Genomic DNA, 21,349 nt, shown 5'->3' on the forward strand with positions numbered 1-21,349 from the left:
CTCCTTATCCCTGGCGCATGGCTAACCCCGGCTTTTAAAAAACAGCATCCGTAACGGGGCGATGGCCAGAATGGCAAAACCGATCAGCGTCCAGGCGGGGAGCGAAAGGCCTAGCAGGGAGAAATCGATATTGGCGCACTCCCCTGAACCGGTCAGCACCATGGCCACCACATCCTGCATGGGCAGGATATCCATCATGTAATCGAGCCCTGGGCCACAGGAGGGCACTTCATCGGCGGGCAAGCCTTGCAGCCACACATGACGACCGGCGATAAAGGCACCGGTGCCCACGGCAACCAGCGCCAGCAGCCCGTAAACCACCTTACCCACTCGCCCGGCCGGGCTGTGGATAGCGGCAATGGCAAACACAATGCCCGCCGCGATGGCCGCGACACGCTGGAAGATGCATAGCGGGCAAGGCTCAAAGCCACCGATATGTTCTAGTCCCAGGGCTACCGCCATCATTAAAACGCAAAAAGCTAAACCGGCCAGGGCAGTAGAGCGAAAGGAGTGCAGAATCATTGACGAACCTCAGGTGGCAGCGCCGACAAGGCGCGGGACTCGCGAGCTTTAGTGAAATAGACCTCTAGGAACGACTCAAATGACTCTTCGTCAGCGGCTTCAATATCGTGCTGCTGCTGGTGCGAGGTCTCAATCAGTTGGGCAAGCAGTGCTTCGCGGCTGCGCTGCATCGGTTCGGCTTTCAACTGCTCCGCCTGCTCTTGGGCCAGACTAAGCATCAAATCACTCAGCGAGCCACCGTTCGCTTTGAGCCGTTCGAGCACCTGGGCAGACGGCGTTAGCGAAGGGTCTGCGAGGCGTGGGGCGAGGCTTGCCAAGGCGTTCGCGTGCGGGGCGCCCTCTTCGACAGCATCTAACAGACGGGCGACTTCACCCATCTCAGTGAAAATTTGCTCGCCCCACTCCCGCACCGAGGTGGTTTCGCCGTGATTGTAAAGTTCAAGCTCAGGATCACGGCCACGCTCGACGACCCAACGACGGTTGTCGTCTAAGCGGTCACACTCTTCGTCAGAGATCCAGGGGCTGTCGCTGAGCAGACACCACATCAAGAAGGTGTCCACAAAGCGCATTTGATCTTCAGTGACGCCGAGAGGATCGAAAGGATTTAAATCCAAACAGCGAACTTCGATATATTCCACACCACGGGCTTCGAGGGCCTGGCTGGGCGTTTCGTTGTGCTTGGCGACACGCTTGGGGCGAATATCGCTGTAGTACTCGTTTTCAATCTGCAGGATGTTGGCGTTTAACTGTCGCCATTCGCCATCGACGTTAACCCCCATTTTTTCGTAGTCCGGCCAAGGCGACGAGATGGCATGACGCAGGGTGTTGACATAATTGGAGAGCGAGTTGAAACAGATTTTGAGCTGCGACTGTACCTTGTTCTGGTAACCCAAGTCTGACATACGAAGGGTCGTTGCATACGGCGCGAAGTAGGTGTCGTCGCTGAGTGACTGCAGTTTTTCAGGCACTTTCTTGTCGTCGGGTAAAAAGCTCTTATCGATAGCCGGTGAGGCACCAAACAGATAAAGCAGTAACCAGCTATGACGACGGAAGTGGCGAATCATGCCGAAATAGCGGGTGGAGCGGTAATCGTTAAACGGGATATTGGTGGCTTTTTCCATCTCACGCAGGGCGTGCCACATATCGTCCGGCAACGACACGTTGTAATGAACGCCCGCAATTGCCTGCATGATACGACCATAGCGCATGTCCAACCCTTTACGGTAAACATGCTTCATGGTGCCGACATTGGAGCTGCCGTAATCTGCAATCGGTACGCTGTCGTTCCCCGAAAGCCGCGACGGCATGCTGCCGGGCCAGATCCACTCATTTTCTAGGTGATGATAAGTAAACGTGTGCAGATCAGACAAAAAGCACAGCGCTTCACCCGGCTGCGAGTATACCGGCGTGATGTACTCAAGCAGCGACTCAGAGTAATCCGTGGTGATATGCGGGTGGGTGAGTTTAGAGCCCAGCGCGTGCGGGTGCGGCGTTTGCGCAATGTGGCCATTGGCATCAACCCGCAACCCCTCTTTTTCAAGCCCACGACGCAGGCGTCCCAACCGACCAAGGCGCGCACTGGGAAACAGGCGCTCGACTTGCGCGGTCAGCGCAGATGGCACAGTGAGTGGTTCAGGCAAGGTGAACACTCCTTGTCAGTAAAGCCCGCTGTAAGCGGGCCTTGGTGTAGTCAGGTGGCATCGCCATCATCGCTGTCTCAAAATAGAAAACAGAATATGGCGGCAACCATGCATTTTTCAAGGCGCGCGACTATTTGCCGCCGCGCGCTTTTAACAGCGCGGCGCCTAACGCGCCCATGGGGGCCGGTGCTTCCGCAGGCTTTGCGCTGCTGCGCTGGCTACGCGCTGGTTTACGTGAGCCGCTGCGCTGATCTGTAGGCGAACCACTGCTCTTATTGGCTGCGTTTTCAGTTTCCGGCTGGTCATCCAAGCGCATCGACAGCCCTACCCTCTTACGAGGAATATCCACGTTCATGACCTTGACGGTGACGATATCCCCGGCTTTCACCACGCTACGTGGATCATCGATAAAACGATCAGACAGCGCCGAGATATGCACCAGGCCGTCCTGGTGAACGCCAATATCCACAAAAGCGCCGAAGTGCGTCACGTTTGTCACGGTGCCTTCCAGCACCATCCCGAGTTTGAGGTCGTTGAGGGTTTCGACCCCTTCACGGAATTCAGCGGCTTTAAATTCCGGGCGCGGATCGCGGCCTGGCTTGTCCAACTCTTTAAGAATGTCGCTCACCGTGGGCACACCGAAACGCTCATCGGCGAAGTCGGCAGGCTTCAACGCTTTTAGCGTTGCGCTGTCGCCAATCAAGCCGCGCACTTCACGGCTACTCTGCTTGGCGATACGCTCGACTAGCGGATAGGCTTCCGGGTGAACGGCGCTGGCATCCAGAGGGTTATCGGCGTTATGAATACGCAGGAAGCCGGCGCACTGCTCAAAAGTTTTTGCGCCCAAGCGGCTGACTTCCAGCAGCTCTTTACGGCTTTTGAAAGCGCCTTTAACGTTGCGCTGGGCAACGATATTCTCGGCCAACGCCGTGCTCAAACCCGCCACTCGCGAAAGCAATGCACTGGAGGCAGTGTTGAGATCAACGCCCACGGCGTTAACACAGTCTTCGATCACCACTTCCAGACTGCGTGAGAGCTGCACCTGGGAAACATCATGCTGGTACTGGCCCACCCCGATCGATTTAGGCTCGATTTTCACCAACTCGGCGAGGGGGTCTTGAAGGCGGCGGCCAATTGAGACAGCGCCCCGCACCGTAACATCAAGATCGGGCATTTCCCGGGAAGCGTACTCAGAGGCGGAGTAGACCGAAGCCCCCGCTTCCGACACCATCACTTTGCTCAAGCGGTGGGCAGGGGCCAACGCTTTGAGTAGTTCGCCGGCCAGCTTGTCGGTTTCACGGCTGGCGGTACCGTTGCCTACCGCAATCAGCTCGACGCCGTGCTGTTTAACCAGCTTGGCCAACACGCTCAAGGCCTCATTCCACTGGTTTTGCGGCGCGTGGGGATAAATCGTGGTGTGGTCGACAAACTGGCCGGTGGCATCGATCACCGCGATTTTACAGCCAGTACGCTGACCGGGGTCGATGGCCAGCGTTACTTTCTGCCCCGCCGGCGCGGCTAGCAATAGGTCTTTAAGATTGGCGGCAAACACCTCAATCGCCGTTAATTCAGCCTGTTCGCGCAAGCGACCGAGCAACTCGGTTTCAAGTGCCGTGTAAAGCTTCACGCGCCAGGTCCAGCGCACCACTTCGGATAGCCATTTATCCGCCGCACGGCCCTGGTCGCTGATGCCGAACTGCTTGGCAATCGTCACCTGGGCGGGGTGCACCGGGGCTTCCTCTTCACCAGGCAAGCGGATCGACAGGCTCAACACGCCTTCGTTGCGCGCCCGAAACATCGCCAGAGCGCGGTGAGAAGGCGCCTTGGCAAGTTTTTCGTCATGCTCGAAGTAGTCGGAGAACTTGGCGCCCTCCTGTTGCTTGCCTTCCAGCACACGGGCGCTTAACTCACCCTCCTGCCAGAGGCGCTCGCGCAGTTGGCCAATCAGCTCCGGGTCTTCAGCAAAGCGCTCCATCAATATCTGCTTGGCGCCGTCCAGCGCCGCCTTGGCATCTTCGATGGCGGGAATATCACCCTCAGCCGGACGCAGGTAGTTTTCCGCTTCGCTTTCCGGGTTAAGCGTTGGATCGGCCAGTAGTGCATCGGCCAGAGGCTCTAACCCTGCCTCACGGGCGATCTGCGCCTTGGTACGCCGCTTCTTCTTGAAGGGTAGGTATAAATCTTCCAGCCGCTGCTTGGTCTCAGCGGCCTCAATGCTCGCTTTCAGCGGGGCGTCCAGCTTGCCCTGCTCATCGATGGCTGCGAGAACAGCGGTGCGGCGCTCTTCCAGCTCGCGCAGGTAGCGCAGGCGTTCATCCAGTTGGCGCAGTTGGATATCGTCCAGCGCGCCGGTGACTTCTTTACGGTAACGGGCAATAAACGGCACGGTGGCACCGCCATCCAGCAGTTCCACCGTGGCGGCGACTTGTTCGGGTCTTACGCTTAGCTCGGTGGCCAGGCGGGAAATAATACGCTGATTGACATCCATAAATTGCAACTAACTCATGCAGCATTTTTTAGTGCCCACAAGGTATCACAAACCCACCATGGCTGGCATGACTTGCTCCACTAACGACGCCAGCCTCGGTCATCCCAAAACGGCCGATGCGATTCACGCTGAACGTCATCACGGCTGATGCCAATATCTTTCAACATGTCGTCACTCAAGTGACGCAATGCATAGCGCTCGCGACTCAGTTGCCGCCAGCGATAGAACCTTTCCCGCCAGGTTACTTTGCTTAAACACTGCTCTGCCTGCTGGCGCTGGGCGTTTTGATGAGTTGCGACTGAACACTCCATTTCAAGCTCCTTTAGCCGTTTAAACGGCCTAGCAAATAAGCGTTGAAGGAAGTATTGATCAGCGTCTACAATCAATCCAACGAATACCTCTGATATACAACATCAAAAATATTGATACTCATGGCCATGCTATCTACGATTGATCACGAACTGTTGCGTACCTTTGTTGCGATCGTCGATCAGGGCGGTTTCACTCGTGCGGCACAAGCGGTTAACCGCACGCAATCCGCCGTGAGTATGCAGATCAAACGGCTGGAGGAGGATGTTATTCAGCGTCCGCTGTTTCTGCGCCAGAGCAAGCCGCTGCAGTTGACTAGCGAGGGGCATACGCTACTTGGCTATGCGCGGCGTATTCTTGACCTGCATAGCGAGGCCCTTAACGTGCTGCGCGAGCCTGATATGGTTGGCCGTGTCCGCCTGGGCGTGCCGGATGACTATGTCATGCGCTTTCTGCCCGGTATCTTGAAATCATTTTCCCAGGCGTGGCCAATGATTGATGTCGACGTACACTGCGCACCGTCATCGGTGTTATTGCAGCAACAGGATGAGCGGCTCGATCTGAGTATCATTACCCGCGAAGTAGGCGATGAAATTGGTACTCTTCTACGGCGTGAGTCAACCGTGTGGGTCTCCGCGGCGAGTCATAGCACGCATTTGCTTTCACCACTCCCCCTCGCCATGTTTGAGGCCCCCTGCTTCTGCCGCCGCCACGCCTGCCATGCGCTCGATCGTGCAGGAACAGGTTACCGGGTGGCTTACAGCAGCCCCAGCTTGGCCACGCTTCAAGCCGTGGTGAGTGCCGGGCTAGCCGTCTCGGCATGGATGAGTAGCCTCGTCACCGCTGATATGCAGATCCTGGGTGAACGGGAGGGCTTTCCTGCCCTGCCTGAAGCTTCCATTGTGCTGCTGCGCACCTCCACCGCTCACTCTCCCATCATCGACAGCCTGGCCGAGCATATCGTTGAAGGGTTTAGGCTTTAATCAGTTAGCTGCACAAACCGTAGCGCGTGGTAACGAAAAAGCGAGCTCAGCGAGCGTTTTAAGGCATGGGGGGTAACGGCGGTGGTACTTCACCGGTTGATGGTTGATAAAGGCATGAACGATCCAACTGGGAAAGACTGGTCAGCCCTAATAGCGCCATATTGCGCTCAATTTCATGCTCTAGAAGAGCGGCAACATGCTCTACGCCTTCCTGCCCTGCGCAAGCAGCCGCGTAATTGAAGGGGCGCCCCACGAAGACAAAGTCAGCGCCCAGCGCCAGGGCCTTGATGACATCGGTGCCTCGGCGAAAGCCGCTGTCGACCATAATGGGGATATCGCTAATGCGACGCTTGATCTCAGGCAGCACTTGGAGCGGAGAAATAGTGCTATCCAACTGACGGGCGCCGTGGTTGGAGAGGATAATGCCATCTACGCCGGCTTGGCGGGCGCGTACCGCATCCTCAGGGTTGAGCACCCCTTTGACGATCAGCGTGTCTGGCCATAACCGCCGCACCAGATCGAGATAGCCCCAGTCAAAATGGCGACGTCCTGAAAAGTCTCGCGCAGCTTGACGGGAGATCACTGGCGCGCCTCGCTCGGCGTGGTTGTTCTCGAAATGCGGCATGCCCTGTTTCCAGAGCGTGCGCAGAAAGGTATTACACAACCAGCCTGGCCGCATCAACCCATCGATTACCAAGCGAAGCGTTGGCTCCAAAGGGGATGTAAAACCTGAACGCCGGAAATTATCCGGATTGGGCGGCACGGGGTAATCCAGCGTAACCACCAGCTTCTTGAAACCGGCTCGCTTGATCCTCGCGAGCAGCGCTTCGATGCCCTCGGGCGTGCCGGGTAAGTAGGCCTGGAACCAGTCGGCACCTTCCACCTTGGCCACGTCTTCCATGGGCACCAGCGATGAACCACTCATGATCATGGGTAAGTTGCGCTTCGCTGCTGCTCGCGCTAGCACTAGGTCGCCCTGGTAAGTAGAAAGCGCACTAATGCCCATAGGGGCAATACCGAAAGGCACGGCGTAGCGTTTGCCATATAGCTCTGTGTGCAGATCAATTTGCGACACATTGACAAACGCCTTGGGCAAAAAGCGATAATCATCAAAAGCGGTGAGGTTAGCGCGCTGGGTTCGCCCATCCTCTGCGACATGATCGATATAGCCAAAAATAGGCCGTGGTAGCGCTCTGCGGGCGAGCCGTTCAACGTCATGCAAGTTATGGATACGGGCGAGTTTTTTTCGAGTCCATCGTTGTTGGAGCCAACCTTTCACACCACCCTCCTACTGATTGTTTTTGATTACCCGCCCATCTATCCGCTTGCTCACGCTGGCACAAAGCGCAGCGCCACGCCATTGTTGCACCAGCGCAGGCCGGTAGGGTCGGGGCCGTCTTCAAAGACATGTCCCTGATGGCCACCGCAGCGTGCACAGTGGTATTCAGTGCGGGGCCAAACCAGCTTGAAATCAAGCTCGGTGAGCATGTGTCCTTCTACGTGCTCAAAAAAGCTTGGCCAGCCGGTACCAGAATCATATTTCATTTCACTGGTGTACAGTAATAGATCGCAGCCAGCGCAACGATATTCGCCCTCACCCCACTCTTTGTCTAAAGGGCTTGAAAAGGCGGGTTCAGTGCCATGGTCGCGGAGAACGTTATAGGCTTCATCGGAGAGCCGTTCGCGCCACTCCTCTTCACTCAGCTCTAGCTTTTCCAACCCTGGGGCAGGTTCAAGGTCAAGCCTTGGAAAGCCAAACGATAAGCCTGGTATCGCCCCTACTACGCCGGTGAGTCCCGCTAAGCCTAAGAATTGACGTCTTTTCATGGGTATTGCTCCCGTGCTGTTCTGCGAAGAAAGTAGCCAATAAAAATGGGACAGTGCCGAAGCGCTGTCCCATTTGGCGTCGATCGATTTTAATGGCGATCACTTCTAAGCACTTAGTCGTTCTAACCGTCGAATACTTACACCCGCCGATTGCTTTTTTAGCCTACCTTTTTGGCTACTTGCCTTTTTAGCTAGTAAACGCACCGGTTCAGTCATCTACCAGCCGCTAACCATTAGGTTAACTGGGGCCCCGCCTGGATGATCGCTTCGTTAACGCCTTCGAACTTTTTGAAGTTGTCGACGAACTTGGTCGCCAGCTCTTTAAGGTGGCGGTCGTAGGCGTCGCGGTCCTGCCAGGTTTCACGCGGGTCGAGCAGGCTAGAGTCAACGCCAGGCACGGCGACAGGCACTTGCAGGTTGAGACCGACGATATGCTTGGTATCGATATCGCGCAGTACGCCTGACTGGATGGCACTGATGATGGCACGCGTGGTCGGGATAGAGAAGCGCGAGCCACCTTCACCGTAAGCACCACCGGTCCAGCCTGTGTTGACCAGATATACCTGGGCGTCTTTCTTATCGACACGCTTGATCAGCAGGTCCGCGTACTCACGTGCCGGGCGCGGGAAGAACGGTGCACCAAAGCAAGTAGAGAACGTGGCGGCCAAACCTTCAGACGAGCCCATCTCAGTCGAGCCTACCTTAGCGGTATAACCGGACAGGAAGTGATAAGCCGCAGCTTCTTTGCTAAGAATTGAGACAGGAGGCAGCACGCCAGACATATCGCAGGTCAGGAACACAATCGCATTCGGCTCGCCCGCCAGGTTTTCCGGCACGCGCTTCTCGACGTGCTCAAGCGGGTAAGCGGCACGCGAGTTCTGCGTTAGGCTATCATCGGCGTAGTCGGGCTCACGACGGTCATCCAGCACGACGTTTTCCAGCACGGTACCAAACTTGATCGCGTTCCAAATGACCGGCTCATTCTTTTCAGAAAGATCGATACACTTAGCGTAGCAGCCGCCTTCCATATTGAAGACGATGTCGTCACCCCAGGCGTGCTCATCATCACCGATCAAAAAACGCGCCTGATCGGCAGAAAGCGTGGTTTTACCGGTGCCAGAGAGACCAAAGAAGAGGCAGGTTTCGCCATCTTCGCCCACGTTCGCCGAGCAGTGCATCGGCAGTACGTCAGCGGCCGGCAGCAGGAAGTTCTGTACGGAGAACATGGCTTTTTTCATTTCACCGGCGTAGCGCATGCCCGCGATCAGCACTTTTTTCGCGGCGAAGTTGATGATCACACAGCCATCAGAGTTGGTGCCGTCGCGAGCAGGATCACACTCAAAGCCCGCCGCATTCAGAATGGTCCACTCATCTTTGGCCGCTTGGTTGTAAGCCAAGGGGCGCACAAACATGGTGCGGCCAAACAGGTTTTGCCAAGCGGTCTCGGTGGTGACACGCACCGGCAGGTAGTGAGTAGCATCACTGCCCACATGAAGCTCAGAGACAAATTGCTCTTGGCTGTTCAGGTAATCTTCGACCCGGTTCCACAAGGCATCGAACTTATCAGCATCGAAGGGACGGTTGACGCTGCCCCAATCAATTTGGCTGCGCGTAGAGGGCTCATCGACAATAAAGCGGTCTTTCGGTGAGCGGCCGGTACGCAGGCCGGTATTAACTACCAGGGCACCGTTAGCCGAGAGGCGGCCTTCGCCACGTGCCACGGCGCGCTCGATAAGTTCGGCGCTGCTGAGATTGACGTGGGCTTGGGGAGCTTGAGTCGTGGTCATGTCGATTCCTGGGCCTTGAGGCCATTGTATCTCGTTACCGGGCGCTTGAAGCTGCCTACAAAGGAGGGTTGAGCTACTTTGTAATCACTTTCTTTCCGACGCCTTAAAGTTCACCCCAGCCCTGCTAATTCGGCTGGGTACGCTGAAGTCCGGCGCATTATGGCAAAAAGAAAGCCCCCGGGAAACGGGGGCGAAGATCAAATATCTTGTAGTTAAACTACTACAAAGACACTATATTTTGTGTTGCAGCGCAGTAGAAATTAAAACGCCCGTTTAGCCAGCGTGCCGTATTCATTGAATCTACTGGCCCTCCTCGTTTGGCGCTAAAACCCAAGCTCCCGCGCTCTCGACTACACACTTAGTGAATTGTAGGGGATGGCGCTTCAGGGTCATCCAACAAAGTTTCAATATCCGCTGCCGTGTAGTGATATTTCGTGTGGCAAAAGTGGCATTGGGTGTCGATAGCGCCCTGTTCGTGAAGAATATCGCGCAACTCGTCTTTGCCTAATGAGTGCAACGCATGACTCATCCGCTCACGCGAGCAAGTACAGCCAAAACGCAAAGCCTTCGGGTCGAAGACGCGCACGGTTTCTTCGTGGTAGAGGCGATAGAGCACTTCGCGCTGCTCTAATCCGAGAAGCTCCTCGGTCTTGATCGTATCGGCCAACTGCACGCTGCGATCCCAGGCATCGACATCCTGGTTTTGTGACTCTTCCGGCAGGCGCTGCAGCAGTAGCCCTCCAGCGCGTTTCTCATCTGCCGCTAACCATAACCGGGTGGGCAACTGCTCAGATTGGCTGAAGTAGGCTTCCAGACAGCCGCCCAGCGTTTCTTGATCCAGCGCGACAATCCCTTGGTAACGATGCCCTTCGCGGGGATCGAGCGTAATCACGATTTGGCCCTCGCCGACCAGTTCGCGGAAGGAGGCATGCTCACTCGGCAGTGCGGCGTCTTCCGCGATGCGGGCAATCGCACGTAGTTCACCACCGGGGTTGGACTCGGCCATCAGTAGAGACAATACGCCGCGTCCACGTACTTCAATACTCAATGTGCCATCCAGTTTTACGGTATCGGTGAGCAGTGCGACGGCCGCGAGCAACTCGCCCAATAGCTCATTGACCGCAGGTGGGTAAGCGTGGCGATCCAACACCTCGTGGTAGGCGGCCGCTAAGGTAACGATCTCGCCACGAACATTGGTGTGATCGAACATAAAGCGCTGAATTTGATCGGACATAATGGGCAACCTAGGGTTAACTGGTGTATTGAAGGCGGGGTTTATTCACCCTGGTGACGCTGAAAGCGCTGAATGTCGCGGCGCTGCTTTTTGTCAGGCCGTTTGAGCGGGTGCTGCATAACTTCATTAGTAAGGCCTCTTGCCTCCGCCTCTTTGCCACGGCGCTGCACGCTCTCATCGGTTTCGGCATACAGCGTGCGCGCTTCCGGGGCACCGCGGCGCTGGTCGGAAAGCGAGATGACTTCAACTTCGTAAATATCCCAGCCCTGTGGCACACGGATAATGGCCCCTAGCTCGACTTGCTTGCTGGTTTTCGCCCGGCCGCCATCGTATTGCACTTTGCCACCTTCAATGGCTTTCTTAGCCAGCGCACGGGTCTTGAAGAAGCGTGCTGCCCAGAGCCATTTATCCAAGCGTACGCTCTCACTCATGGGTGCTCTCCTTGCCTATCTGACAGCTGTTCCGGCCGTTGTTCGGGTAACAAATGCGCGAACCGGTCAAGCACTATAAATTCCTGTAGCTCCTTTTCAGGCCGCTGGCTGTCAGGTTGTTTAATGCCCAATAAATATTTGATGCCAAATTCACGCGCGCTCTCCAACACACGGGGATTATCATCGATAAATAGCGTGCGCGCCGGGTCAAAGGCTTCAATTTCCTGTAACGCAAACCAGAACGCCTGCTCCTCTTTGGCAGCGCCGACATCTTCGGAGGAGACGATAGCGTCTAAATAGCTTTCCAGGCCGGTAAGCGGCAGCTTTAGCGATAAACTGGCGCGATCAGCGTTGGTGGCAAGCACCACTCTAGGATGTGCTAATTTCAGCCATTTCAGAAAATCCAGTGCGTCGCCGCGCAGCCCGATCAGGTGCTGCACCTCCCGCTTCAGGGCCACAATATCCACCCCTAATTCGCGGCTCCAGTACGCCAAGCTGTACCAGTTCAGCGTACCCTGCTCACCGATAATGCGGGCACGCAGCGCCTCTTGCGAGGCTTCATCCAATTGGTGCAGCTCACGGTAGCGTCGCGGTAAATGCTCAAGCCAAAAGTGGCTATCGAAATGTAAATCCAGCAGCGTGCCGTCCATATCCAGCAGGACGGTATCAATCTCGCGCCAATCAATCATTGCCGCTCCAGTCGCATAAGGAGTAAGCGTGCTATTGTAGCTTAACCGCCTTTTTCCAGCCATGGAGGCACAGGTTTATGTCTACATACCCCCCAACGCAGCCACCCTTGAACCGCACTGAAGATGGCCGCGACAATCGCTCCGGCTACCAGCGTAAGCCGCAAATTCTGGCGCGTACGCGCGTTGCCCAGAGCCGCTTGTTTCAGATTGAATCGCTGGATCTGCGCTTTTCCAATGGCGAAGAGCGTCAATTCGAACGTTTGACCGGCGCTGACCGCGGCGCGGTGATGATGGTGGCAATGCCCGACCCAGACCACGTACTGCTAATTCGCGAATACGCAGCAGGGTTTGAAGATTATGTGCTCACGTTACCAAAGGGCTTGGTCGACCCCGGCGAAGACATTATCACCGCCGCTAACCGTGAGTTGATGGAGGAGTGTGGCGTTGGCGCGCACCGCATTGAGCCGCTCGTTGAGCTTTCCCTGGCACCCAACTATATGCGCCACCGCATGCAGGTGCTGCTCGCCACCGACCTGTACCCCAAACGCCTGCCGGGCGATGAACCCGAGCCACTAATCGTCGAAACCCACGCGATCGAAGACCTACCCGCGTTACTGTTACGCGAGGATTTTCATGAGGCCCGCGCCATCGCCGCTCTCTATATCGCGCGAGACAGACTGCGAGAAGAGAAGCGCGATAGCGCGACGGATCTGCTTTGAAACACCGTAAGCGGGAAGGTGTTTTCGCTCGCGACCCAAGCTTTAACCTTTCCTAAAGATGATTCTTCAATGCGATCCAACGCCGTTGGCGGTGGCTGTCCAGCCCTGCTTCCAACAGCGCCATCGAACGCAGGGCGTCGTCGACGCTTACCGGTAGTGGGGCTTTGTCGCGGATAGCGGCCGCGATGCCCTGGTAATAGGCCAGGTAGTCGCCCGGCAGCGTTGGGTACTCGCTACGGATGAGCGGTGCGTTTTCACCTTCCCTTTCGGTTAATGTCAGGATGCCAGGCTGGCTATCGGTGCCCCACTGCGGGCTAGGCACTTCGCCTGCTTTTAAGCGGTCTTCCTGAGGATCCAGGCCATACTTAACGAAGCTGCCTTGGGTACCATGAATCCGAAAGCGCGGGGTGGGATCGGCGACCAGCGAGCCTGCCGCCAGGGTGACGCGTAAGCCTTCATAATCGAGCAGCGCCAGGAAGTCATCATCGGCTTTGGCACCATCACGTAAGGCGCCTAGTTCCAGCAGAATGGCCTGAGGCATGCCAAACAGCTCGCAGGCTTGATCCAGCAAATGCGGCCCCAGGTCGTACCAAATGCCGCCACCAGGCATCGCTTTCTCGCGCCAGCGGTCACGCACTTCAGGCCGGAAGCGGTCAAAACGCGATTCAACATTCACTACACGCCCCAACGTACCCGCTTCCAGCAACGCCTTGATAGTCAGAAAATCGCTATCCCAACGGCGGTTGTGAAAGACCGACAGTAAACGCTCTTTGTCATCCGCCAACTTTTTGAGCAGCTTGCCTTCCGACAGCGTGACCGTGAAGGGTTTATCGACCACGACATGCTTACCCGCCGTGAGTGCCGCCTTGGCGAGCGAAAAATGGGTGTCGTTAGGCGTAGGAATAACGATCAAATCAATATCCTTGCGTTGGCACAGTGCCATCGCCTGGCTCTCGACTTCCACGCCGGGCAGCGACGCCTGCACCTTGGCCGCATCGCTTGAGGAGACCGCAACCAAATCCAGGCCTTCCGTGGCCTGGATCAGCGGCGCATGGAACGTTTGGCTCGCAAAACCGTAGCCGACTAATCCAACGTTAATAATCGCCTTCATTTGATTCCTTACTCGGGCTGATTGTGTGTTTCAGCTGTGTGTAATCTTACGCGGGCGCTGTCCTACCGGTTTCCAGGCCGTGGCGCCTTCTGCCATCACTGCCTCGCGGCGAGCCGCCAGCTCAGCATCGCTCAGGTTGACGTTGATCGTCCGAGTTGAATTGTGGCATGAGCGCCACCGAGAGACTAGATGCAGGCACGGGCAGTTGAGTCTGGAGATTAAGGCTAGCTAGAGATTCTGGACGAATTACAAAGAGAGAAGCGCCTTCCATGGCACTGTTGTTGTGGCACAGGTGGCTTAAAACGTTTCCCACGCCTCTTCGGCTGCCTGCGGGGCCGCAGCGCGTTGATGCGAACGCTGCTGGGGCAGGGAAAGCGCCGGAGAAGAGTCGTCGACTAAGGGAGGCGAGGGCTGACGCTTAAGCACACGCTCGCGAGCGGTGTCACTGCTCTCTTCTGCCGCGCCCTCCAAGCGAAAAGCGGCAATCACATTAGCGAGGCTCAAGGCTTCACGTGTAAGGTCTTGAGCAGCGCTGGAAATCGATTGCACTTTGGAGGCGTTCTGCTGAGTAACGTGATCCATCTCGGAGACGGCGGTGTTAATTTGGGCGATACCGCTGCTCTGCTCATCGGAGGCGGTGCTGATTTCTTCCATGATGTCGCTGACTTTCATGACTTGGGACACGACCTGATCGATAGCCGCTTCGGCCTCTTTCACTGCCTGAGCGCCACCGCTGATCTCCAGGGAAGAGGCAGCGATTAAACGGCGAATTTCGCCAGCGGCATCGGCACTGCGCCCCGCCAGATTGCGCACTTCATTTGCCACCACGGCAAAACCACGCCCCTGCTCACCGGCCCGAGCAGCCTCGACCGAGGCATTGAGCGCCAGAATATTGGTCTGAAAGGCAATGCCGTCGATCACGCTAATGATATCGGTCATTTTATCGGCACTGGCAGCAATGCGCTCCATCCGTTCCACAAGCGCCTGCATGCGCTCGCCGGTTTCACGGCTGGTAGTGGCGTTTTGCATGGCTAGCTGATTGGCCTCGCGGGCGTTTTCGGTATTCTGCTGCACGGTTGCTGTCATCTCATCCATGCTGGAGGCAGTTTGCTGCAGCGAGGATGCCTGCTGTTCGGTACGTGAGGCCAGCTCTTCATTCTGCTGTTTGATATGTTCAGAAGCAGGCGTGACGATATCGACCTTATTGCCTACCTCAGTAATCAGCCCCGATAAGCTTGCACGCATGGTTTCTAGCGAGTTCAGTAGCTCACCCAGCTCGTCATTGCGTTTCAGGGTAACGCGATTGGCGAGGTTGCCTGCTGCTATTTGAAAGGTCACGCGGCGCGCTTCGTTGAGTGAGTTAATCAGCGACTTCAGCACCGCCATACTCAGGCCGATCATCAAGGCAATACCCAGCAGCAGTACCGCTAACTGGCCATACAGCAGCACCTGTTGCTGCTGTTCGGCACTGGCCATGAGCGCTTGGGCCGCGGTTCGCTCCTGCTCGACCAATAGATTGATCGTGGCGCTAATGTTTTCAGAGGTCGGCTGCACAGTGTCATTAAAGGCTTCAAAGGCAGCAAACCCATTGCCATCGCGGATGGCGGTCAAGGTGATATTGGCACTTTCAACAAACGTGGTGATGTGTGCGGTTAAGCCTTCCTGCACACTGCCCGCTTCGCGATGGGCCGTGTAGCTCTGCCAGGACTGCTCGATATCACCCTGCATGGTGGCCAGCTGTGTTTCCAAGGTATCCAAATCAGCGCGGCGCGGGTTGCGCACCGCGGGCTCGAGCGCCTGTATCGCCTGGCTAACGCGCTGGTCGACCTGCTGAAGATCGGAAATGCCTTCAAGGCCGGTTTGATTGAGCGTACGCAGCCTTTCAGCAGAGCTGGTTAAGCCATAAACCCCCGCCGCGCCAGCCAGCACCAGCAACAGTACCGCGGCCATCACCATACCCATTAGCTTGGCTTGTATATTGCTGAAGCTTAAACGCTTTACCCACCCACACAGACCGGCACGGCGAATTGCACCATAATGGAGCTTAACCCCCCGCGCTTTGCCCTTTTGCATCGCAGCGTAAACGCGCTCTGCCTGGGCGATGGCGTTAGCGGTAGCTTTGCGCCGAATAGAGGTATAGCCCACGACGCGCTCACCATCGAGTAGCGGTGCGATGGTGGTATGTATCCAATAGGCTTCGCCGTTTTTTCGGCGGTTCTTGATCAAGCCCTGCCAGGTTTTACCTGCCTCAATGGTTGCCCACAAATTCTTAAACACGGTTTGGGGCATGCTGGGGTGGCGAAACAGGCTATGAGGTTCGCCCATCAACTCATCCAACGCATAGCCGCTTACTTCCACAAAAGTTTGATTGGCGTAAGTGATTCGGCCTTGGCGATCCGAGCGTGAGATCAACACGTCATCCTCGGCTAGCTCGTACGCTGCGGATGCTGTTTGTGCGGCATTATGCATTTAAACCCCCTACTTTTTATTGAAGGCTTGCGCCATTTTTCGTCTTAGCGTTTCCTTAGCGCTAAGCCTTTTCAATTAGGGGGTATGCATGAAACATGCCACCGCAAAGGGTGGCATGTTGTAAAAATGAACGAAGGGAAATCAACCACCTAACCGTATTACCCGAGCGTCAAAACGCTTCCCACTGATCGCTGCGGGATTGGACGGCGGGTGACTTGTTATGCTGTGCAGCGGGCGCGGGTAAACCACGCGTTGCTTTGCTCAAGGCATGGGTGGCGCGCTGCAACTTCGCCCGCGCTTCATTGATGTTTTCATCCTGGGCGCCTTCCAGCCGGAACGCATCCACCACGTTGGCCAGCTCATGCGCCTCAAGCGAGAGATTGTCGGCTGACGCTGCAATCGACTGAACTTTCGAGGCATTCTGCTGAGTGACATGATCCATCTCAGCAATGGCCGTATTGATTTGGCCAATCCCACTGCTCTGCTCGGTTGAGGCGTTGCTGATGGCAGCCATCAGTTCGCTGACTCGACTCACCTGCTGAGAGACTTCTTCAATCGCCCGCTCCGCCTGCTCGACCGCACTGCGGCCTCCGCTGACTTCTTGGGTTGTGCTATCGATCATCTTGCGGATTTCCTGAGCGGCGTCGGCACTGCGCCCGGCCAGGTTACGCACTTCACTGGCAACGACCGCGAAGCCACGGCCATGCTCGCCAGCACGAGCGGCCTCAACCGAGGCGTTGAGCGCCAAAATATTGGTTTGAAAAGCAATCCCGTCGATCACGCTGATCATCTCGGTCATCTTTTCAGCGCTCTGCGCGATACGCTGCATACGTTCCACCAATTGCTGCATTTGCTGGCCGGTGTCTTTGGTGCTGGCCGCGTTCTGTACCGCCAAATCCGTTGCCTGACGGGCATTCTCGGTATTCTGCTGCACCGTTGACGTCATCTCTTCCATGCTCGATGCCGTCTGCTGCAACGACGACGCCTGTTGCTCCGTGCGCGAAGAGAGCTCTTCATTTTCAGCCGCTATCCGTTGAATCGCTGGGGTCACCACCGAAACGCGACTTTCCACATCTCCCACAATACTGGATAGGCTGAAGCGCATGGTGTCCAGCGAGTAGAGCAGTTCACCCAGTTCATCGTTGGTTTGGCGACGCTCCCGGGCAGCTAGATTGCCAGCGGCAATCTGAAAAGTGATATAGCGCGCTCCTGATAAACTGCGGAACACGGATTTCAAAATCATCACGCTCAAGCCAATCATGACCAAAAAGCCGACAGCCAGAAGCACCAACTGGGCAAGCAGCATCTGCTGACGGCCCTGTTGCGCCTGAGTCACCAGCGCTTGCGCCTCGGCGCGCACTTGCTCGACCAGCGCACTATTAATTTCTCGCAGTGATTCAGTCGTCGGCACCACAATGTTATTGAAGGCCTCGAACGCCGCAAACCCATTGCCTTCCTGAATCGCCACCAGGGTGGCCTCTACACCGTTATTCCAGGCCGTCAGTGCGGTATCGAACGTTTGGGTCACTTCAGCCTCAGCCACATCATCAACCTTGTAATCAAGCCATAGTGTGTTCAATGCGCTGACATAGTCGCCAATTTCAGCGTTAACGGCGTCAAGGTCCACTTGACGTGGATTGCGCACGACCGGCTCCAGCGTCTCGACCGTTTGTCCCATATAGCGCTCGATGTGTTGTAGTGACGCAACCTCACCCAACCCTGAACGATTAATGATTTCCAGCCGCTCGCCGGAAACCATGAGCGCATATACCCCCAAGGCACCCGACAGGCAGAGCAATAGCAGCGATGCCACCACCATGCTGGTGAGCTTGGCTTTTAAACTCGACAACTGTAAGCGCGACACGAAGCCCGTTATGCCCTTGCGGCGAAGTGCTCCCTGCGTGAGCTTGTAGGAGCGTGATTTACCCTTGGCACTAATTTCGGCGTAAACCTGCTCCGCCCTGGCCACCAGGTTTGCTGGCGCTTTGCGGCGAACAGAGGTGTACCCCACTAGTCGCTCGCCGTCTCGCAGCGGGGCTACGGTGGCGTGTACCCAGTAATGATCGCCATTTTTACGCCGATTCTTGACCACGCCTTGCCAAGTTGCGCCGGCTTGGATGGTTTTCCAGAAGTCGGCGTAGGCCGCCTGGGGCATATCAGGATGGCGCAGGAGATTATGAGGCGAACCAATGAGCTCTTCACGGCTATAACCGCTGACGTCAACGAACGTTGGGTTCGCGTAAGTGACATTGCCTTTTAGATCCGAACGGGAAATGAGCACCGCTTCCTCGCTCAAGACATACTCACGCTGTGTGACGGGCTGATTATTGCGCATTGGCTCTCCAAGAATTAGGCATAATTAATTTTTTATTAAAAAATAGTATCGCTGAACTCACTATCGGCAAACCAATAAACAACTGTAAAAAAAGCGCCATACTTTCGTATGGCGCTTGGATAGAACTTAATCCGTTAGTCAAGCAGAGGTAGACGCTACGCTATCAGCGCCCAAACACGACATCCGCCACATCGCGATAACGTTTGGCAAAGTGCACTGTCATGCCCTCTTTGAGGTAGTCCGGCAACTCTTCGTAATCTCGCTTGTTGGCATCGGGCAGGATCAACTCAAAAATATCGCTACGCCGTGCGGCAATCACCTTCTCGCGGATACCGCCGACCGGCAATACTTGGCCAGTTAGGGTTAGCTCCCCGGTCATGGCCAAGGGTCGATCGATGGCCTTGTGCTTGGCAAGCGAGAGCAGTGCCGTGGTCATGGTTACACCCGCCGAGGGACCATCTTTCGGGGTAGCGCCTTCCGGCACGTGCAAGTGTACAAAGGCCGAGTCAAAGAAGTCTGAATCGGCGCCATACTCCTGCAGGTGGCCCAACGTATAGCTGTAAGCGATATTGGCCGACTCTTGCATCACTTCGCCGAGTTTCCCCGTCAGCTTAAAGCCACGATCCAGTGAGTGGACTTTACCCGCTTCAATGGGCAGAGTCGCACCGCCCATTGAGGTCCAGGCTAGGCCGGTCACTACCCCTTCGCCAGTGAGCACTTTTTCTTTACGGAAGATCGGCGCACCCAAGAATTCTTCCAGGTTCTTCACCGATATTTTGACCGTTTCGATATCTTCTTCGAGCAGTTTGACCGCGGATTTACGAACAATGCGGTGCAGTTGCTTCTCAAGCTGACGCACACCGGCTTCTCGGGCATAGCCTTCGATTACCTGCTTCAAGGCCGCATCGGATAAGTTGATGCATTTTTTGGGCAGGTTGTCGCGCTTGAGTAGTTTCGGCCACAGGTGATTCTTTGCAATCGCCAGTTTTTCCTCGGCGATATAGCCCGAGAGACGAATTTGCTCCATCCGGTCGAGCAACGGTCCCGGAATCGAATCCAGCGTGTTCGCCGTACACACGAACAGCACTTTGGAAAGATCCATGCGCACGTCTAAGTAGTGGTCGAGGAAATCGACATTCTGCTCCGGATCAAGCACTTCCAGCAGCGCCGACGCAGGGTCGCCCTGGAAGGATTGGCCTAGCTTGTCGATCTCATCGAGCATAATGACCGGGTTTTCGACTTCGACCTCTTTGAAGGCCTGCACGAGTTTGCCGGGCATTGCGCCGACATAAGTGCGCCGATGACCTTTAATTTCGGCTTCATCACGCATGCCGCCTACCGAAAAGCGGTAGAACTGACGCCCCAGAGCTTCGGCGATCGAGCGTCCAATAGAGGTTTTACCCACCCCTGGTGGGCCTACCAACAGCACGATCGAACCGCCAACATCCCCTTTGAAGGTACCCTCGGCCAGAAACTCGATAATGCGCTCTTTAACGTCTTTCAGGCCATCGTGATCGCGATCAAGTACTTGGCGCGCGTGGGGAAGATCGAGCTGATCCTGACTAGTAACGCCCCATGGCAGCGAGGTGAGCCAATCGAGATAGTTACGCGTGGTGCCATACTCCGGCGAGCCGGTTTCCAGCACGCTGAGTTTATTCAACTCTTCGTCGATACGTGTTTGGACGCGCTCAGGTACAACCAGCGATTCCAGCCGCGCTCGGAAAGTATCGACATCGTTTTCACGGTCGTCTTTAGAAATACCGAGTTCACGCTGGATGACCTTAAGCTGCTCACGCAGGAAAAACTCGCGCTGGCGATCCTGCATTTGCGCGTTGACCTGCTCGCTGATCTCGCCTTGCAACAGCGCTACATCGATCTCTTTACGCAGCAACGGCAGAACTTTTTGCATCCGCTCTTCCACCGATAGCGTGGCGAGCACATCCTGAAGCTCAGGCCCTTTCGCGGAGGTGATCGCGGCGGCAAAATCTGTCAGCGGCCCCGGTTGATGGGGGCTAAAGCGGTTCAGGTAGTGCTTAAGCTCTTCGCCATACAGCGGGTTGATCGGTAGTAGCTCTTTGATCCCATTGATAATCGCCATGGCGTAGGCGCGGGTCTCTTCATTCTCCGCGTCGACGGGCTCTTTGGGATAAGTGACTTCCACCAGGTAAGGCGGTTCTTTGGAGAGCCAGCGGGTAATTTTAAAGCGTTGAAGCCCCTGGGCGATAAACTGGATCTGGTCGTCTTCGCCTTTGAGCTTATGCACCTTAACCGCGGTACCGATGTCGGGAAAGCCTTCGTGATCAAGCGCAGTAACACCCTGCTCGCCCACGAATGCCACGCCCAGCGTGTGATGCGGGGTATTACCGACACGACGCATGGTCTCTTCCCAGCGCTCGCGATTTACAACTAGAGGCTGAACCTGGGCGGGAAAGAAGGGGCGGTTATGAATAGGCAGAAGATAAATGCGCTCAGGCAGCATATCGCTGGCAGGCACCAACGAGTTTACCCGTTCGCCGTCGGAACGGTACTCATCGCCGCCCTGCGCGTCAGCATTGCCTTCATCATCAGCAGTGGTAGCCGATGCTTCATCGTCAAGTTGCCAATCGTGGTGTTCGTGATCGCGTTCGTAATCCTGGTCGCTCATGCGTCCTCCAATGAACCGATACCGGCGGTGACCACCGGCTAGCGTTGTTCATGGAATGCGGGCAGTGCGCCAAAACTTCAACCCTTGGGGTGGGTCGTAGATAAAATGCCTACCGCAGTTAGCGTTGTCAGAAGAGGCTTATGCCATCAACGCGAAGAGCA

Annotated in this window: 16 protein-coding genes; 2 read left to right on the forward strand and 14 right to left on the reverse strand. The window is 56.1% G+C overall.

All coding sequences use genetic code 11. The annotated features are described in order from the left end of the window. Window positions 1-21: 21 nt before the first annotated feature. From ACUN8H_RS01250 to ACUN8H_RS01265, 4 genes are all read right to left on the reverse strand, one after another. Complete coding sequence (locus ACUN8H_RS01250) at window positions 22-522, reverse strand: disulfide bond formation protein B (RefSeq protein WP_445530383.1); 501 nt, start codon at window positions 520-522, stop codon at window positions 22-24. After that, window positions 519-2,162, reverse strand: a complete 1,644-nt coding sequence (gene gshA / locus ACUN8H_RS01255) for a glutamate--cysteine ligase (protein ID WP_445530384.1) — start codon at window positions 2,160-2,162, stop codon at window positions 519-521. The genes ACUN8H_RS01250 and gshA overlap by 4 nt, the downstream gene beginning before the upstream one ends. A 130-nt stretch (window positions 2,163-2,292) precedes the next feature. Next, window positions 2,293-4,650 carry a Tex family protein gene (locus ACUN8H_RS01260; protein ID WP_445530385.1) on the reverse strand — a complete coding sequence of 786 codons (2,358 nt, stop codon included), beginning with the start codon at window positions 4,648-4,650 and terminating at the stop codon, window positions 2,293-2,295. An 80-nt stretch (window positions 4,651-4,730) separates the two neighbouring features. Further along, a complete protein-coding gene (locus ACUN8H_RS01265; protein ID WP_445530386.1) occupies window positions 4,731-4,961 on the reverse strand; it encodes a DUF1127 domain-containing protein in 231 nt (76 codons plus the stop codon). 126 nt (window positions 4,962-5,087) lie between these two features. Here ACUN8H_RS01265 and ACUN8H_RS01270 point away from each other — a divergent pair, with 126 nt between their 5' ends. Continuing rightward, on the forward strand, window positions 5,088-5,942 hold the full coding sequence (locus tag ACUN8H_RS01270; protein WP_445530387.1) for a LysR substrate-binding domain-containing protein: 855 nt from the start codon (window positions 5,088-5,090) through the stop codon (window positions 5,940-5,942). Between the two features lie 58 nt (window positions 5,943-6,000). Here the strand turns inward: ACUN8H_RS01270 and ACUN8H_RS01275 are convergent, their stop codons facing one another. The 6 genes from ACUN8H_RS01275 to yrfG form a co-directional block, all read right to left on the reverse strand. Continuing rightward, complete coding sequence (locus ACUN8H_RS01275) at window positions 6,001-7,221, reverse strand: alpha-hydroxy acid oxidase (protein ID WP_445530388.1); 1,221 nt, start codon at window positions 7,219-7,221, stop codon at window positions 6,001-6,003. Between the two features lie 50 nt (window positions 7,222-7,271). Then, complete coding sequence (msrB, locus tag ACUN8H_RS01280; protein ID WP_445530389.1) at window positions 7,272-7,769, reverse strand: peptide-methionine (R)-S-oxide reductase MsrB; 498 nt, start codon at window positions 7,767-7,769, stop codon at window positions 7,272-7,274. Between the two features lie 233 nt (window positions 7,770-8,002). Further along, complete coding sequence (locus ACUN8H_RS01285) at window positions 8,003-9,556, reverse strand: phosphoenolpyruvate carboxykinase (RefSeq protein ID WP_445530390.1); 1,554 nt, start codon at window positions 9,554-9,556, stop codon at window positions 8,003-8,005. A 358-nt stretch (window positions 9,557-9,914) separates the two neighbouring features. Continuing rightward, complete coding sequence (gene hslO, locus ACUN8H_RS01290; RefSeq protein WP_290695646.1) at window positions 9,915-10,790, reverse strand: Hsp33 family molecular chaperone HslO; 876 nt, start codon at window positions 10,788-10,790, stop codon at window positions 9,915-9,917. Window positions 10,791-10,831: 41 nt separating this feature from the next. Next, window positions 10,832-11,221, reverse strand: coding sequence for a ribosome-associated heat shock protein Hsp15 (gene hslR, locus ACUN8H_RS01295; RefSeq protein WP_445530391.1), 390 nt, complete (start codon window positions 11,219-11,221; stop codon window positions 10,832-10,834). Then, window positions 11,218-11,910, reverse strand: a complete 693-nt coding sequence (yrfG, locus tag ACUN8H_RS01300) for a GMP/IMP nucleotidase (RefSeq protein WP_445530392.1) — start codon at window positions 11,908-11,910, stop codon at window positions 11,218-11,220. The genes hslR and yrfG overlap by 4 nt, the downstream gene beginning before the upstream one ends. A gap of 77 nt (window positions 11,911-11,987) precedes the next feature. Between yrfG and nudE the strand changes: the two genes are divergently transcribed. Further along, the gene (nudE, locus tag ACUN8H_RS01305) at window positions 11,988-12,629 is read left to right on the forward strand and encodes an ADP compounds hydrolase NudE (protein ID WP_445530393.1); all 642 of its coding nucleotides are present in this window, start codon (window positions 11,988-11,990) and stop codon (window positions 12,627-12,629) included. Between the two features lie 52 nt (window positions 12,630-12,681). Here nudE and ACUN8H_RS01310 read toward each other — a convergent pair whose 3' ends face one another. The 4 genes from ACUN8H_RS01310 to lon all read right to left on the reverse strand — a co-directional run bounded on the left by ACUN8H_RS01310 (window position 12,682) and on the right by lon (window position 21,188). Beyond that, window positions 12,682-13,740 (reverse strand): oxidoreductase, encoded by a 1,059-nt coding sequence (locus ACUN8H_RS01310; protein WP_445530394.1) that lies wholly within the window; start codon window positions 13,738-13,740, stop codon window positions 12,682-12,684. Between the two features lie 297 nt (window positions 13,741-14,037). After that, window positions 14,038-16,209, reverse strand: a complete 2,172-nt coding sequence (locus ACUN8H_RS01315) for a methyl-accepting chemotaxis protein (protein ID WP_445530395.1) — start codon at window positions 16,207-16,209, stop codon at window positions 14,038-14,040. A 169-nt stretch (window positions 16,210-16,378) separates the two neighbouring features. Then, window positions 16,379-18,544, reverse strand: coding sequence for a methyl-accepting chemotaxis protein (locus tag ACUN8H_RS01320; protein ID WP_445530396.1), 2,166 nt, complete (start codon window positions 18,542-18,544; stop codon window positions 16,379-16,381). Between the two features lie 163 nt (window positions 18,545-18,707). Continuing rightward, window positions 18,708-21,188 carry an endopeptidase La gene (gene lon, locus ACUN8H_RS01325; protein ID WP_445530397.1) on the reverse strand — a complete coding sequence of 827 codons (2,481 nt, stop codon included), beginning with the start codon at window positions 21,186-21,188 and terminating at the stop codon, window positions 18,708-18,710. Window positions 21,189-21,349 lie beyond the last annotated feature (161 nt).

The organism is Vreelandella sp. V005 (genome assembly GCF_052645115.1).

Coding starts and splice junctions, on each gene's coding strand:
- ACUN8H_RS01250 (WP_445530383.1), bottom strand. CDS start 522: ATGATTCTGCACTCCTTTCGCTCTACTGCCCTGGCCGGTTTAGCTTTT.
- ACUN8H_RS01260 (WP_445530385.1), bottom strand. CDS start 4,650: ATGGATGTCAATCAGCGTATTATTTCCCGCCTGGCCACCGAGCTAAGC.
- ACUN8H_RS01265 (WP_445530386.1), bottom strand. CDS start 4,961: ATGGAGTGTTCAGTCGCAACTCATCAAAACGCCCAGCGCCAGCAGGCA.
- ACUN8H_RS01270 (WP_445530387.1), top strand. CDS start 5,088: ATGCTATCTACGATTGATCACGAACTGTTGCGTACCTTTGTTGCGATC.
- msrB (WP_445530389.1), bottom strand. CDS start 7,769: ATGAAAAGACGTCAATTCTTAGGCTTAGCGGGACTCACCGGCGTAGTA.
- ACUN8H_RS01285 (WP_445530390.1), bottom strand. CDS start 9,556: ATGACCACGACTCAAGCTCCCCAAGCCCACGTCAATCTCAGCAGCGCC.
- hslO (WP_290695646.1), bottom strand. CDS start 10,790: ATGTCCGATCAAATTCAGCGCTTTATGTTCGATCACACCAATGTTCGT.
- hslR (WP_445530391.1), bottom strand. CDS start 11,221: ATGAGTGAGAGCGTACGCTTGGATAAATGGCTCTGGGCAGCACGCTTC.
- yrfG (WP_445530392.1), bottom strand. CDS start 11,910: ATGATTGATTGGCGCGAGATTGATACCGTCCTGCTGGATATGGACGGC.
- nudE (WP_445530393.1), top strand. CDS start 11,988: ATGTCTACATACCCCCCAACGCAGCCACCCTTGAACCGCACTGAAGAT.
- ACUN8H_RS01310 (WP_445530394.1), bottom strand. CDS start 13,740: ATGAAGGCGATTATTAACGTTGGATTAGTCGGCTACGGTTTTGCGAGC.
- ACUN8H_RS01315 (WP_445530395.1), bottom strand. CDS start 16,209: ATGCATAATGCCGCACAAACAGCATCCGCAGCGTACGAGCTAGCCGAG.
- ACUN8H_RS01320 (WP_445530396.1), bottom strand. CDS start 18,544: ATGCGCAATAATCAGCCCGTCACACAGCGTGAGTATGTCTTGAGCGAG.
- lon (WP_445530397.1), bottom strand. CDS start 21,188: ATGAGCGACCAGGATTACGAACGCGATCACGAACACCACGATTGGCAA.